At 50.7% G+C, this 13,851-nt stretch carries 14 protein-coding genes and 1 tRNA gene; 5 read left to right on the forward strand and 10 right to left on the reverse strand.

What is annotated here, in order from left to right:
* Positions 1 to 386: 386 nt before the first annotated feature.
* Positions 387 to 1,421 (reverse strand): ABC transporter permease, encoded by a 1,035-nt coding sequence (locus VMC84_RS12850; protein ID WP_325381274.1) that lies wholly within the window; start codon positions 1,419 to 1,421, stop codon positions 387 to 389.
* Complete coding sequence (locus tag VMC84_RS12855) at positions 1,421 to 3,166, reverse strand: ABC transporter permease (protein WP_325381275.1); 1,746 nt, start codon at positions 3,164 to 3,166, stop codon at positions 1,421 to 1,423. The genes VMC84_RS12850 and VMC84_RS12855 overlap by 1 nt, the downstream gene beginning before the upstream one ends.
* A 37-nt stretch (positions 3,167 to 3,203) precedes the next feature.
* On the opposite strand from VMC84_RS12855, the gene VMC84_RS12860 reads away from it, so the two are divergent.
* Both VMC84_RS12860 and VMC84_RS12865 read left to right on the forward strand, forming a co-directional pair.
* Positions 3,204 to 4,076 carry an ABC transporter ATP-binding protein gene (locus tag VMC84_RS12860; protein WP_325381277.1) on the forward strand — a complete coding sequence of 291 codons (873 nt, stop codon included), beginning with the start codon at positions 3,204 to 3,206 and terminating at the stop codon, positions 4,074 to 4,076.
* A 2-nt stretch (positions 4,077 to 4,078) separates the two neighbouring features.
* Positions 4,079 to 4,336 carry a hypothetical protein gene (locus tag VMC84_RS12865; protein ID WP_325381279.1) on the forward strand — a complete coding sequence of 86 codons (258 nt, stop codon included), beginning with the start codon at positions 4,079 to 4,081 and terminating at the stop codon, positions 4,334 to 4,336.
* A 99-nt stretch (positions 4,337 to 4,435) separates the two neighbouring features.
* On the opposite strand, the gene VMC84_RS12870 is transcribed toward VMC84_RS12865, so the two are convergent.
* Genes VMC84_RS12870 through VMC84_RS12880 form a run of 3 tightly spaced genes read right to left on the reverse strand, consistent with a single transcriptional unit; the run spans position 4,436 to position 5,727 of the window.
* Positions 4,436 to 4,867, reverse strand: a complete 432-nt coding sequence (locus VMC84_RS12870; protein ID WP_325381281.1) for a phosphoribosyltransferase — start codon at positions 4,865 to 4,867, stop codon at positions 4,436 to 4,438.
* 9 nt (positions 4,868 to 4,876) lie between these two features.
* Positions 4,877 to 5,500 carry an HIT family protein gene (locus VMC84_RS12875; protein WP_325381283.1) on the reverse strand — a complete coding sequence of 208 codons (624 nt, stop codon included), beginning with the start codon at positions 5,498 to 5,500 and terminating at the stop codon, positions 4,877 to 4,879.
* Positions 5,501 to 5,553: 53 nt separating this feature from the next.
* Complete coding sequence (locus tag VMC84_RS12880; protein ID WP_325381285.1) at positions 5,554 to 5,727, reverse strand: hypothetical protein; 174 nt, start codon at positions 5,725 to 5,727, stop codon at positions 5,554 to 5,556.
* 57 nt (positions 5,728 to 5,784) lie between these two features.
* Here VMC84_RS12880 and VMC84_RS12885 point away from each other — a divergent pair, with 57 nt between their 5' ends.
* Together VMC84_RS12885 and VMC84_RS12890 are read left to right on the forward strand one after the other, a co-directional pair.
* Complete coding sequence (locus tag VMC84_RS12885; protein WP_325381287.1) at positions 5,785 to 6,312, forward strand: hypothetical protein; 528 nt, start codon at positions 5,785 to 5,787, stop codon at positions 6,310 to 6,312.
* 199 nt (positions 6,313 to 6,511) lie between these two features.
* Positions 6,512 to 7,264: a class I SAM-dependent methyltransferase gene (locus VMC84_RS12890; protein ID WP_325381288.1), complete on the forward strand. Its 753-nt coding sequence runs from the start codon at positions 6,512 to 6,514 to the stop codon at positions 7,262 to 7,264.
* A gap of 5 nt (positions 7,265 to 7,269) precedes the next feature.
* Here VMC84_RS12890 and VMC84_RS12895 read toward each other — a convergent pair whose 3' ends face one another.
* The 5 genes from VMC84_RS12895 to VMC84_RS12915 form a co-directional block, all read right to left on the reverse strand.
* A complete protein-coding gene (locus tag VMC84_RS12895) occupies positions 7,270 to 7,947 on the reverse strand; it encodes a peroxiredoxin (protein WP_325381290.1) in 678 nt (225 codons plus the stop codon).
* 293 nt (positions 7,948 to 8,240) lie between these two features.
* On the reverse strand, positions 8,241 to 8,672 hold the full coding sequence (locus VMC84_RS12900; protein ID WP_325381292.1) for a hypothetical protein: 432 nt from the start codon (positions 8,670 to 8,672) through the stop codon (positions 8,241 to 8,243).
* 50 nt (positions 8,673 to 8,722) lie between these two features.
* Positions 8,723 to 9,529 (reverse strand): MvaI/BcnI family restriction endonuclease, encoded by an 807-nt coding sequence (locus VMC84_RS12905; protein ID WP_325381294.1) that lies wholly within the window; start codon positions 9,527 to 9,529, stop codon positions 8,723 to 8,725.
* A complete protein-coding gene (locus VMC84_RS12910; RefSeq protein WP_325381296.1) occupies positions 9,480 to 10,496 on the reverse strand; it encodes a DNA methyltransferase in 1,017 nt (338 codons plus the stop codon). Before VMC84_RS12910 ends, VMC84_RS12905 begins: the two co-directional genes overlap by 50 nt.
* A 135-nt stretch (positions 10,497 to 10,631) precedes the next feature.
* Positions 10,632 to 10,706, reverse strand: a tRNA-Met gene (locus VMC84_RS12915).
* 201 nt (positions 10,707 to 10,907) lie between these two features.
* Between VMC84_RS12915 and VMC84_RS12920 the strand changes: the two genes are divergently transcribed.
* The gene (locus VMC84_RS12920) at positions 10,908 to 13,775 is read left to right on the forward strand and encodes a TIR domain-containing protein (protein ID WP_325381298.1); all 2,868 of its coding nucleotides are present in this window, start codon (positions 10,908 to 10,910) and stop codon (positions 13,773 to 13,775) included.
* The last annotated feature ends 76 nt before the right edge of the window (positions 13,776 to 13,851 follow it).

Genomic DNA, 13,851 nt, shown 5'->3' on the forward strand with positions numbered 1-13,851 from the left:
CCATGTTTCCTGTGGAGCGAGCGCCCCAGGTTTTTCAACACAAAAACACGAATTCTTTTTTTTATCCCACGTAAGGGCACGAACCACACTAAAGTGGATGCTTTGGCGTCAAAACACCAAACAACCTCCCGAATGCGCGAACCTCACTAAATTAATTGAAACACTAGAGAAAGCATATTAAATAAAGCATAAGGGTCATGCCGTCCTCGTGGTTCAATCCTTTTGTGGTTTGGTGTTCATTCGGGAGGTTGTTTCGTGTTTTAAGCGCCAGGCATGGGCCTTGGTGTTTTAGTGCCCCTTACGTGGGACTAAATAAACTTTCGTGGTTTCGTGTTGAAAAACAGGGAGGATATACGTGCGTCGCTAAGGCGGCATAGGATAGTAACTTATGCCTTCATCGCCAGCAGCCGCCGCGAGGCCAGGAAAAAGACCGCGATGAGCACGATGAGGGGCAGCGTGAACAGCGCCACGTCCAGGATGCCCACGTGGGCTTCGCCCATGGCGAGGCGGGCCATAAGGCTGATCGGCGACGGGTTGAAGAACAGGCTGGCGCCGGCGGCTGCCATGATCAGGATGGAGTAGACGAACTGCGAGCGCTCGCGGTCCTTGAAGTACATGGATATGAGGCCAGAGCCGAAGGTGACGAAGGCCGTAATGATGAGGGCCAGAAGCAGCACCAGCACGACGTTCTGGATATACAGGCGGTTCAGCGCCAGCAGTAGCGCCCACATGACGCACTGGATGATAGCTAAAAAGATCGCCGCGCCGACCTTCCCGAACAGCACGGCGTTCAGCGATACCGGCGACGCCATGAGCGTGTCCATGGTCTTGTTCTCCACCTCCTCGGACAGCGAGTCGATGATCATGCTGCCCGAGATGAAGGCCGGGAAGAACATGAGCATGGGAACGATTAATGTATATAAAAACTCGTAGGTCGTTGACTGCCGCCCCTTGAGGCTCGTGTACTGGACGTGGATGCCGTTCTGCTCCCGCAGGTAGTTCTCGTATTTTGACAGCGGGTCCTTGATCATCATGGTGATGACCGTGGACCTGGAGTCCGAGGCGGGGAGGTAGAGCTGCATGTTCTCGATGCCGCCCTCCGCCGGGCTCAGGGCCGCGATGAAGTCGATCCTGCCGGCGCTCATGGCCGCCTGCGCCTCTCCTGTGGAGTCATACTGTACCACGGCGATGCCTGCGTCCCGAAGGTATCCCGAGAGGGGAGATTCGCCTACGACGCCCGCCGTCAGGTGCAGCGCGCTGTTCTGGCCGATGGACTCCGGGTCGTAATACGACATCAGCCCGATGAGGATGACCGAGGAGAAGGAGGCGATGAGAAGCTGGATGAGGATGGCCAGCACGATGGTCTTCTCCTTCATCACCGATATTAGCTCCTTCTTGAATATCGCCTTAAGCCCGGGCATCAGACCATCCCCATCTGCTGCGCGAGAATGACGAAGTTATACAGGAAATGCAGGATGGAGCCCGCGAAAATAGCCAGGGGATAGTACTTGACGCCCAGCTTCTGCGTGGCCAGGCATACGGTGGAGGTGAACACGAAATGGGCAACGAGAGGGATTATCAATAATCCCGCGCTCCCGAGGGCCTCGATGAGCACGACGTTCGAGACCACGCTCAGCGAGACGTAAAGTAACAGCTTCTCGCCGATGAAGAAGCCCAGCGCCGAGGCGGCGGCGAGGCCGATGAGCATCTTCGTGGAGGCCACCTTCTTATTCTCGAGCAGCGTGGCGATGCCCGCCGACTTGGCCACCTCCTCCACGATGACGCAGAGCGCGAGCAGTATGGCCAAATAGACCATGGTCGGCATGCTCACGGGTATGATGAGCGAGAGTATCGCGATGATCATCTGGACCATGAAGACGATCGGGATCGCGAATAATCCCAGCAGCCCGATGGAAATGTACGGGTGAGCCCGATCGATGGCCAGGTACAGGGCGTCCCCGACCTTACGGTAGAGCGGGCCGAAGCTCATCAGGTACTCCTCGTTGAAGATCCGCGTCCCCACGAACAGCGATAGCCCGAACACCAGGTACATCGGCACAGTGGACAGTAAGTACTCGCTGATGCCGAAGCTTTCGCCCCGGTACATCTGGACGGCAAGCGTGAGCGGAGATATGTAGCTCACGTTGTTGATGCCGGTGAGCAGCGCCGGGAGCACCAGGTACCCGGTGACGAAGGTGATGGCGGCCATGGAAAAGAAGGTCTGGTCCTTGAACGTGCGATAGACCAGCGATACGATCAGGTAAATGGAGAAGATGAAGAGGATGACCGGCAGGAAGATGGCCAGCGCAAGCAGCACGTCGCCTCCCAGTATTAGTGTCAGGATCACGACGACGACGAGCGAGAAGCCGACATAGGGGAGCATCTTGCCCGAGATGATGTCCAGAGGCGTGACCGGCGCGGACATCAGGATATTCAGCTTGCGGTTGGTCTTTTCCTCCATGAAGCTGCTGTTAAAGAAAATACCCATGAACAGCATGGGCACGACATAGAGGAAGGCTAGCACGACCTGCGAGAGGGGCATGGGCGAGGTCATGAGGGACGGTACAATGATCTCGTTATCGGAGACGAACTCGGCCTTGAACTTCGTGCTGCTGCCGTTCTGCGCTTCGCTGATCTGCTGAAGCACAGCCGAGCTTGTGTCTACCGACGGGGCGGGCGTCGGCGTGGCCGCGATGGACGTGGCGGCCGGCGTGGCCGCCGGCGATGTGCCCTTGATCACCTCGACTCTGAGAGGGAACGACTGGTTGATGTCGTAATCGACGATCATCCGGGTAGTCTCCGCCTTCGTCAGGTATTGCTTGAGCGCCCCCTCCGCGTATCTGGAGCGGTCATCGTTACGGGTAATGGCCGTCTCGTTATAAAGATACAGGTCGATGGACCGGCTGTTAAGCATTTTTACGCCATCCGCATAGTCCAGGACCTGGACATGGAAGCGGCTATCGTCAATGGACGGGCCTCCGGGTGAGACGCCGATGTAGTAAATATCCTTGCCCAGCACGAGGCCCTGCTGGGCCACGAAATAGGAGATCATAAGAGTAACGGCGAGCAGGAGCAGGATGACAAGCGTGGAGCCTCCGCTGAACCGCGTTCTGAACCGGCCTACCTCCCTTTTCGCTAACTGCAATATTTTTTTCATCGTGGCCATGAAAAGCTATTTTACTCCCCGGTCATATGGAGCCTTAATGATTAAACTGACTGGCGTGAGCAAGTTATATAAAGATTTTGAGGCCGTAAAGGACCTGAACCTCGAGGTGCAGGACGGGGAGATCCTGGGCATTATCGGCCACAACGGCGCCGGCAAGAGCACCACGCTCAAGATGATGGTAGGCCTGATCAGCCCCACCTCGGGCAAAGTGGTAATCATGGGCCGGGACATGGAAAAGGACGGCACTTACGTGAAGCGTTACCTGGGATACCTTCCTGAGGAGAGCCCCCTCTACGAGAACATGACCGTGAGCGAGTACCTGCGGTTTTTTTCTGAATTGTACGACATGCCCCCGGCGAAGGCGAGCGAGCGCATAAAACTGCTGCTGGACTCGCTGAAGCTCCCAGAGCGGAATAAGCTGTGCGGCGAGCTCTCCAAAGGCATGAAAAGAAAGGTCGCCATCGCCAGGGCTTTACTCCACGACCCGAAGGTGCTGGTGCTGGACGAGCCCAGCTCGGGCCTGGACCCGCTGACCTCGTTCTTCATCGTCGACTACCTGCGGAGCCTGAAAAAAGAGGGCAAGACCATCGTGCTGAGTGCCCACAACCTGTTCCACGTCGAGTACGTCTGCGACCGGGTGGCCATCCTGAAGAATGGCAGGCTGCTGGTCTGCGATACGATGGATAAGATAAGAAAGGACCTGGGTAACCGGGAGTACGAGGTCAAGTTCATGACTGGCGAGCGGCTGGACTACGAAATGAAGGACGGCAACTATATTTACCGTACGGCCGACGTCGGCGAGATCGCCACCCTGCTCAAGGACATTTCCGAGCACAACTGGGCGCTCGTGGACATGTCGATGAAGGAGTCGGCCCTCGAGGACATTTATGTGAAGCTCATGGTGGAGTGAAAATGTTTAAATTTTTTAATAAGAGGCCCACGCCCAATAGATGCTATTTTGAAAAGGACCGGACCTGCGACCGTGAATGCCGGGCCTATGACCTGGATAAGGAGAGGTGCACCATCGTCGCCCGCCTTAAGGAAAACGCGGACTCTGGCGAGGCCGCCCGCATGCTGAAGGCGCTCTGCGCCATCGACTGTGACCCGAAGAAGATCGCCGAGGCGTTCCCCGAGCTCGTGCCGCCGCCGAAGCTGGTCTACGAAGACTGAGGCCTCGACTTCTTAATTTCTTCCATATACTCGGGATTGACTGCCCACCGGCCGTCTTTCAGGAGTATTTTATGGTCCCACGGCCAGACAATGCATTCGTCAGTAACGATTCCGACAAAATCTGGGCGGACACTGCCGCTGTGGACAGCTATCGCCGCAGTCCTGACCTCGGCGACACCTATCTCGTTCAATTCCGGAACTGCCCTGCCAAATGTCCTGCCGGGCAATGCAGATATCGTCCACCAGCAGCACTTTCTTACCCTTAACATGTTCAGTCGGACGGACGTACCATTCTGGCTCTTCCCCCACGACCTGCTCGTTATGGCGGGACGAGAGCTTGATAGGGAAGAAGTCGACCAGGAACGCGGAGCTAAGAAAAATGCCGGGGACCACGCCTCCTTTAGCAATGCCGATCACGATGTCTGGGCGCCATTCCTTTCCTATCGTTTCCGCCATGGCCGTCAGGATATCGCCGAGCTGTGCCCAGGAAAGCTCTATGGTACCTGTATGTTCATGTTTATATGGGTCCATGGTGACACCTCATGGAGGCAGCCCCGAATTTATCAATTCCTCGATGCACTCGCCGAACTCGGACTGTTTTCTGGGCAGGTTGTGCCGGATCCTCAGCGCCAGCGAGCGGTAGTCGAAGTCCGACTGCAGCTCCGAAGTGCCCCGGAACACGGGCGGCGTAAGCACCTTATCGCCCTCGTACTTGTAGCGGGGTACGAGGTGCATGTGGAAGTGGTCGTTCTGGTTCATGAGGACCATATAGTTAATTTTCACCGGCTTCAGCGTCCTGTAGATGGCCTCGGACACAGCCGAAACGTCCTCCATGAAGGCGATATACAATAAGAACTTATGCTCCAGTAAATAGGTCAGGCTGGTCTCGTGGTCCCGCAGGACGAGCACCGAGCGGCCAGGGTAGTCCTGCTCATAGCTGAGAGCGGCGACGCTGGCCGGCAGGCGCTTGATGAAGGTCGGCTCGGGGTGCTCATACTCGTGGTCCGTCAGGTATATCTGTTTATTCTTTTTACAAAAGCTGCACTCCGGGTCCACGTTCACTTTATAGGGCAGGCGCATGTCTCCGCTGCGGTCCATGACCGACTTCGATAGCATGGGCAGCAGGTCCTCGATGTTCTCCGCGCACAGGCCGTCAGGCATCATATTCCACCCGGAAATGCAATTGTTAATTATCGCCCGTCGATATTAAACTCTGCTCATCTTTTCCTCTCGCAGTCGAAGCACATCGTCTTATCCGGTATGTCGGTGAGAAATTCCTTTCCACAAGAGGCACATACTACATTCCGGAAGTCGGCCCAGCCCCCGAGGCACAATTTTTTCATGGGGCAGTCGCCGCACCCCAGCGCCGGCATATCCTCGAATTTAGGCATAAAAAAATGTAGCACCATAAAAGAGATAAATCCAACCGTCATATGTTTAAATTCACCATGAAACTCGACAAGTGCGGACTGCGGATACTGACCGAGATCGTCATCAACCGGAGCGGCGTCAACTACGACGACTACCTTCTCGGCAGGACCTGCCGCCGCTGTAAGAGATTAATGCTCGAGGGCACCGTCACCCGGATACCTGAGGACAACAACTTCCGGATCGTGGTCAAGACGCCTGATGGCATGCCCACTCACCTCAGGGGCTCGGAGCTCCTGACGGTCACATGCGGCTCCTGCGGCGCCTCCTACAACATCATCTTTTACGGCCCCCTGCAGTACGGCAGCGCCGGCATCATGGCCTACACGATAATCGAGCTAAACGGCGCCGAAGAGGAGCTCACGGACGCCCTGGACGACCTCAAGAAGCAAAAAAGCGCGCCTGCGGACGTGGACCGGTGGATCGTCGAGACGCTGGCCGACGAGTTCAACGACGCCGTGAGGATCGTCAACGAAAAGGGCGTCACGCTGGTGGAAGAGGACTGGACCGAGGCGAAGTACAGCACCGGCTGGATCGAGGAAGAGTAGCAGGGGGCCTGCTTCGATAGCCCTTCTTCCAGTATTCCAAAAAACCGGCCCCGTGCGTAGCTTTCCCGTCACGGCTCGTGGCCGCACTTATCAATCAGGAGCTTCCCGGGTTTTTCGTTTCGCTCAATATCGCCATCTTAACAAAAGATAATATAAGCCAGAGCATATTAAATTGTCGAAGAATTATACGGTGATGCGTTTGCCTGAGAAGCCGGACTATGGTAACTGGGTTTCGATGAGGCTGGTATTCCTGCCGGCCCTGATAGGCCTGGTATTACTTATCCTGGCGCTGCTATTCCCTATGATCGTCATCCTGGCCGCACTTTTCTTGCTCATGGCGGCATATTTCGCTTACGCGAGATGGCTTTTTTCCGCCCGGGGAGGCGACGTGCAGGATAAGGTCTACGGCCTTGTGCTGGAACACCTCGACTGGAACGGCCAGGGCCGGCTGCTCGACGTAGGCTGCGGCAGCGGTGCGCTCACCATTAAGCTGGCGAAGAAATATCCGGACGCCCGCCTCACCGGCGTCGATTACTGGGGAGCGAGCTGGGAATACTCTAAAAAAGTCTGCGAAAAGAACGCGGCCATTGAAGGCGTGAACGGCCGCATCACGTTCCAGCAGGCCAGCGCCTTAAAGCTGCCCTTCGAGGACGAGACGTTCGATGCCATCGTGAGCAACCTCACGTTCCACGAAGTCCGGGACGCGAAAGATAAGAAAGAGCTGATCCGGGAGGCGCTGCGCGTTCTCAGGAAGGGCGGGACATTCACGTTTCAGGACCTGTTCTTGATAAAAAGGGCTTATGGCACGCCCGAAGAGCTCGTCAATGCGATTAAGGGCTGGGGGATCAGCGATGTCGAGTTCATCGATACGCATAATGAGCCATTTATCCCGGGGGCTCTCAAGCTACCATTCATGGTGGGCACGATAAGTATTATAAAAGGAAAAAAGTAGATTTTTCAGCTGATCCGGATTGCTTCATCTCCGGGCTTCCAGTCTGCAGGACACACTTTCCCTTTGTTCTCCCGGACGAACTTCAATGCCTCTAACTCACGCAGTAGCTCTTTTGTGTTCCGGCCGAAGCCGTCGTCATGGAGTTCCATCGCCCTGAGGTTGCCGTCGGGATCGAAGATAAAGCTCGCCCGCTGTGAAAGGCCACTGCTTTGGTTATATGTCCCGAAAGCCCGGCAGATGTCGCCTATGGTATCGCTGAGCATGGGGAACTCGACCTTTTTTATCCGGGGATCGGAGTCATGCCATGCCTTATGGACGTAGACCGTGTCGCGGCTGACGCTGAAAACTTCGGCGCCCTCGCCAGTGAAGTTTTTGTAAAGGGAAGCCATCTCCTCCAATTCAGTAGGGCAGACGAAGGTGAAGTCGGCCGGGTAGAAGATGAAGACAAGCCATTTGCCCCTGTAATCGCTGATATTGATCCTGGTGACATTGTTCTTATAGAAAGCGTCTGCTTCAAAGGCGGGTATCTTATCGTTGATATTCAGCCAGGAAGTTCGTAACCCTGTCCCGGTGCTGGTAATCGGCGTTTTTTGTGCCGTAACGCCGGCCGATAATGACATATAGATTAACAGCAGGGTGACAATGCCCACGAGAAATACAAGTATTATTGACCTTGTCTTCACTGGTCACATCCCCATAACACCTAGCTTTTTTTTATATTTTTATAAGGCTTATGGGAGTTATGAACAAAGACAGGACGACAATATAAGATAAATCGCGAGTGATGGCCAGGATTGTTTAATGAAGCGGAAAAATGTAGCTTTAGCTTTTTTTGCTGTGTTGAATTACTCCCGTATTTTAAGCTTTTTAAGAGACGGAGGGCAATCTGAGACTTAAAAGGGTATATTCAATACAGCAGCTTTTTTGAAATAGAGTCTCAGGCATGAAGGGAACGCGTACTTAAGAAATTTATCGCTCACAGGCTTTTTAAGAAGTCTTCCATCTCATCCGGATTATAGCCGACCCATCCATTCCTCTCGGATAGATTGTATACCCAAAATTCACTACAATCCTCTCGGAATAATATAATATAAGCTTTCGTTTTTAGAGATTCTGCGACTATCCTCGTTGCGGTAGCTTGAAAGTCCCTGCTTTCAAACCTGCGGATAATAGCATCCAGGTACTGATCATTTACCGTAATACCATTATCAACTCTCGTTACTTCCATCACGCCGACAGCGACAGGTATGCCTTTTCTATATCGCCATTCGACGAAATCCACATCCAGCATGTATAGGCTTTTGTCTAATTTTCGATGCCAGAGGGAATAAGGCTTGACTCTCCACTCTTCGTCATCCCTTTGATGCGCCTTTGCACCGGATTCTGTTACCTTCTTATCCAAAGTCATTTTACCGCTCGATGAAATATCTTTGAGAGTAGTTATAAAAAAATAATTGTTTAATTTATTTGAGTCACATTGCCATAGAGCTCAGGTAATGTATCCTGGACCATTCGGAACTTGGTGCCGTGATTATGGTGTGTTCTTGCATCGAAATCCACGTAGATCTTACCGTCTTCGACAGCGCTAATTATCTTTTCTTGATCCAGGTTAGACAACATGAAGATATTATCATACCTGTAATATTCGACGTTTGAACTACGGCCGTCAATCCTGGTCTTTGATAAAGCTTCGCCCTTTTTCACATCCGCTTTAACATAGACACAATTAAGCAGCTTCAAACCAAGCTTCTGGAAAAAGTCATCAAACCCCCAGTATGGTTGCGGATCTAATTCTCCCAGGCCGACTCTCTTTTCAACACTTTTTAGCCACTCGCTGTGCCGGGGAGATACTGCTTTTGCGTCGAAGGATACTTCGATACGCTTACGCTCATGGTTGACAATGATAGTAAAGCCCCTATCGGTTCTCTGGGTTGCCTTTATCGTCTGCCTAAAGCTCAATTCGGCGGGCATTGTATCGTGTGGCCAGCCGTATTTTGGTAACAATATGCCAGGCACAAATCTTACGGCTTGTGGTGAAGGTTCCCAGTGTAAAAGAGTAGTTAAAGAGCCCGTCGTTGACCTCCGGGATTTTATTTCCCAGTCGCCGCTATCCGCTAAAGGTATATTATTTTCTTCAATACCGAGGAGGTCTTCGAGAGTATTACCGACACATCCATCATTAGATGGACGGGTACACTCAACCCACCCCATTTTTTTAATTTCTTTTAACTTTATTATCAGTTCGTCCTTTGTGTAAACCTTCATCAATCAGACCATCAGTCTTACTCTTTTTGCCATCCTTCTTAATTTTATTTCCGGTCTCCGAACTTTCCGGCTTCCAGAAATCCAGGAGGTACTCGAAGGTCACGCCCATTGTAATGTAATTACAGGGCCATCCAAAAATGCCGATCTGATTAACCACGTTGGTCCGGTCCCAGATTATAATATTTCTTAGCTCATAACCCCTTTTTCTCAATTCCTCAATTAATGATACGTGTATGGTTATCCGCTGGTTTTCCCACCACATATCCGGCACGTTTATAACGCAATGAGCCCGGGGTTTCAATAACGGTAAAAGGCCCTCGAAAATATCTCCCATCGCTATGGCATAGTCTTCCAGCGATTTAGTGCCTAAGTCCCGTTCATCCTGGCTATACTGTTCGATTTTTCCGAGCTGCCCGTTATCCCGGTTTCTTCTTGATTTGTTCTTCCTCTTCCGGTTAAGAAGGTTCGCATACGGGGGAGAAGTCCAGATAAGACTGACCGTCTCGGGCTTGAAATATTGCGGGATGTTTCTGGCATCGTCCTTAATCGCTAATTGCTGGGACGTATTGAATAGCCGAGAGTTAATTAATCTTTGTTTGCACAGGGCAATGTACTTGTCCTGTAAATCAAATCCGACGGCATTACGGTCCAGGTCCTGTGCCGCCACCAGAGTTGTGCCGCTGCCCACGAAAGGGTCAAGCACAAGCTCACCCTTATGGGTGAAAAGCTCTATTACTTTTTTAGATAAGGATATAGGAAAAGTCGCTGGGTGTACCTCTTTATCCCGAATATCCCGCCCTTCATAAAAGAATTCCCAGACGCCAAGCTGGCTTTTTAGCCATTCCTTAGCGGTCATACAATTAAGGTGATTTGGCTCGCAATCGCAGGTCTTAATGTGATTGATGTTAAGCGGTTTTAATGGATCATTATTAAGTTTATCAGAATCGTTTAATCCGGACTCCATCATCACCTAGTCAATATCCTATTATAATAAAAGGTTAACGTTCAAATTGTAATTAATTAGGTTGTTTGAATACCCTTCTTTTACCCGTCAGGCCAGGCATAAAAAATTTTTAAAAAAAACCAGGGCGTTGTTTAGAAGTAGCGGGGAATGGATTTGAACCATTGGTCTACGGGTTATGAGCCCGTCGGGATCTCCTGACTACCCCACCCCGCTATACGGTGTTACAAAAACGCTGCAACCATACTAATACTGGCATCACTATAAATAATTTATGTCCGGTACATTTCGGTAATAATCCAAATTTATTGCTGAATAAGCGGTCTTCTTGAGTAACAAAATTACTGATACTCTTATTATCCATCTCTAAATACAACTAAATATTAAAATGACGATTGTTTCTTTGATGATTGACTGATGGTCGCCCACTCGTCGAGCGATTCTCATCTCCGCATCTTCATTAGCTACGGCCATGATGAACATGCCAACTTCGCGGTCAAGTTAAAGGAAGACCTTTTAGCCCGGGGCCACGAGTTGTGGTTCGACCTGGACAAGCTGAAGCCGGGCATGGAATGGGAACGCTATATCGAGGATGGACTGGACTGGGCTTCCCGGGATGGTAACGGCCGCGTAATCCTAATTATGACTCCTCATTCGGTGCGAAGGCCGGATGGGTTCTGCCTAAACGAATTGGCGATGGCGCTGAGGAAAAAGATCAAGATCATACCCGTCATGCTCGCGCCGTGCGAACCACCTTTAAGCATTTGCCGTATCCAGAGGCTGGACATGCAGGACTGCCTGCCTCTGGAAGAAAGACGGGAAAGGTATGCTGTAAAGTTCCATATGCTCGTCGAAGCCCTGGAGCATGATTTGCGGGATTATGAGGGCTATGAGACTATTCTTTTCAACATTTTAAAGCCATTGTCCTTCGATGCCGAGATCCGATATAACGTTGATAAGTTCACGGGCCGTCAATGGGTATTCGAGGAGATAGACCGCTGGCTGAAGATTGAGAATGCGTCTCGTATCTTCTGGATCGTAGGAGGCCCGGGCGTGGGCAAAACGGCGATATCCTCATGGCTATGTTCACATCGTCCGGAGATTGCCGCATTGCATTTCTGCCGCTATGACAACGTGGAGAAGCGAGATCCACGTCGAGCCGTTATGAGTATTGCTTATCAGTTGAGCATGCAGTTGCCGGACTATGAGGAAAGGCTGCGCCGGGTGAACATGGATGACTTGCAGGGATTGGACGCCCGGACGTTGTTCGACAAGCTCATCATGCAGCCTTTCTACGCCAATTACCCCAGCCCGGGGCGTAAGATTGTCATCCTCATCGATGCTTTGGACGAGGCCACGGTCGATGGGAAGAATGAGTTTGCAAACATGATCGCCACTGCATTTGAACGGACTCCCGGCTGGCTACGCCTGATCGTAACGAGCAGACCCAACCCGGAAGTCATGGCGCCATTGCAGACGTACAAGCCCTTCATTATTGATATCTCGAACCCCCTGAACAATGAGGATATCAAAGCATACCTTATCAGGGAACTGGGGCAGGCAAATAATACCATAAGATTACAGGATGTCGAGGCTATTGTGGAGAAAAGTAGTGGACTTTTTCTTTATGCCGAGTGGATCGCCGCCGAGATTGGAAGAGGCCATCTTTCGCTGGACAGGCCCGAAGAGTTCCCCCATAATCTGGGAGGGATATACCTAAAACTGTTCGAGAGGCAGATCCCCGACATGCAGGAATGGGAAAACACGATAGCGCCAGCCCTGGATGTTATATCAGCCGCCCTGGAACCGTTGAGCATTGATGTGCTCGCCTCTATTTTCAAGTGGAACATCAGGGATAAGCGGAAATTCCAGCGGGAACTGGGAGCGCTATTCACCTTTGATAATGGTATACAGCCATTCCACAAGTCCGTCATGGACTGGCTTACCGATGAGACGAAGCAGGATTCATATTATGTTGATGTAAATGATGGTAACAAGCTACTCATTGAACATCTCTGGGAAGAATATAAAAACAATAGGTGGTCCCAATACCTTATCAGCTACCTGCCCATTCACCTTTTCAAGGCCCAGCGCTGGAAAGACCTTGAAACACTACTCCTGGATTTGAAGTTTATTAGATTTGCTAGCAATGCGGATAAGATGCGGCTGCTGACACAGCTGGTCGCGATAAATGAAAATTCCCCGTTAAAGGTGGCGAAACTCTATGGGGATTACCTCCCTCTGGAGGGTAAGGATGATGAAGATCTGCATGCGATCGCAGATTTACTGATACTTGGTTTATTTTTCACCGAGGGCGAACGTATTTTAAGTTATTTATTACCACGTTATAGGCAATCCAAAGATCATCCTAAACTGGTAGAGGCTTTAGGCAATATGTGCAAAAGCGTTTATTGGGAACATGACTTTGAGAAAAAAATGGTTTATATTCAAGAGTTGGAGGATATAAGCCGAAAGACCAACGATAAAAAAGCATTGATTAACGTGCTTATCGAAAAAGGCAGGATTTACTTTCTTACGGATAGCGTAGATAGAAGAGTGAGAGTAGCCAAGGAACTCGAACAAGTTTCCCGTGATCTGGGGGACGATTACGGTCTTGTAAATAGTCTTAATATTTTGGCTACTGCGGAGATTAGCGTTGGTAATCGGGACAGGGCAATTTTGTTATTGAAGGAAGCTGAGCAGATTGAAAGGGCACGTGGATACATCGATATGTTACCGGATAACTTCTATTATACGGGGCAGGCGTATTATTTTAATGGCGATTATATACCCTCTATAGCTAAAATGGAGGAAGGAATCAGAATTAGCCAGCAAATTGGGAATAAATATTTTAAAGGTCTCATGTTAGAATATATCGGATTAGATTATGAGGCTATGGGCCGGCTTGATGATGCTCTTTTAAAATATGATGAAGGAGCAAAGTATACCTCTGATAGAAAAGAAAATTTTGGTTTGAGTTTAAACCTAACGTATAAGGCAAGGGTTCTTTTCAAGAAAAATAGGATAGATGAAGCTGAGGCATTGGTCCGAAAAGCGTTGGAAATTGCTATGGAATCTGGAATCCCTACGGCCATTCAGCATTCATTGGGTGTTCTAGTTATTATTCTGATTGCTAAGGAAGATAGTGAAGGGGCTAGAGAAGCTTTAGATCGCAGGGAAAAAATCTGCCGTGAAATGGGTAGCCCATATTGGATTAATGACTGCTTGGAACAGCGTAAACTTCTATTAAATGACACGGTTTGCGCCCATACCCCTAGCAATTGAATATATTTTTAAATGTCCAAAAGTCGATGCCTAACTTTATCTCCGACATCGAATTGGACGCACATAATTTTAATTG

The organism is Methanocella sp., from assembly GCF_035506375.1.
GTDB lineage: Archaea > Halobacteriota > Methanocellia > Methanocellales > Methanocellaceae > Methanocella.

Bases quoted from the DNA above. Each gene is read 5' to 3' on its own strand.
- VMC84_RS12850 (WP_325381274.1), bottom strand. From the start codon at position 1,421: ATGCCCGGGCTTAAGGCGATATTCAAGAAGGAGCTAATATCGGTGATG.
- VMC84_RS12855 (WP_325381275.1), bottom strand. From the start codon at position 3,166: ATGGCCACGATGAAAAAAATATTGCAGTTAGCGAAAAGGGAGGTAGGC.
- VMC84_RS12860 (WP_325381277.1), top strand. From the start codon at position 3,204: ATGATTAAACTGACTGGCGTGAGCAAGTTATATAAAGATTTTGAGGCC.
- VMC84_RS12865 (WP_325381279.1), top strand. From the start codon at position 4,079: ATGTTTAAATTTTTTAATAAGAGGCCCACGCCCAATAGATGCTATTTT.
- VMC84_RS12870 (WP_325381281.1), bottom strand. From the start codon at position 4,867: ATGGACCCATATAAACATGAACATACAGGTACCATAGAGCTTTCCTGG.
- VMC84_RS12875 (WP_325381283.1), bottom strand. From the start codon at position 5,500: ATGATGCCTGACGGCCTGTGCGCGGAGAACATCGAGGACCTGCTGCCC.
- VMC84_RS12880 (WP_325381285.1), bottom strand. From the start codon at position 5,727: ATGCCTAAATTCGAGGATATGCCGGCGCTGGGGTGCGGCGACTGCCCC.
- VMC84_RS12885 (WP_325381287.1), top strand. From the start codon at position 5,785: ATGAAACTCGACAAGTGCGGACTGCGGATACTGACCGAGATCGTCATC.
- VMC84_RS12900 (WP_325381292.1), bottom strand. From the start codon at position 8,672: ATGACTTTGGATAAGAAGGTAACAGAATCCGGTGCAAAGGCGCATCAA.
- VMC84_RS12905 (WP_325381294.1), bottom strand. From the start codon at position 9,529: ATGAAGGTTTACACAAAGGACGAACTGATAATAAAGTTAAAAGAAATT.
- VMC84_RS12910 (WP_325381296.1), bottom strand. From the start codon at position 10,496: ATGATGGAGTCCGGATTAAACGATTCTGATAAACTTAATAATGATCCA.
- VMC84_RS12920 (WP_325381298.1), top strand. From the start codon at position 10,908: ATGGTCGCCCACTCGTCGAGCGATTCTCATCTCCGCATCTTCATTAGC.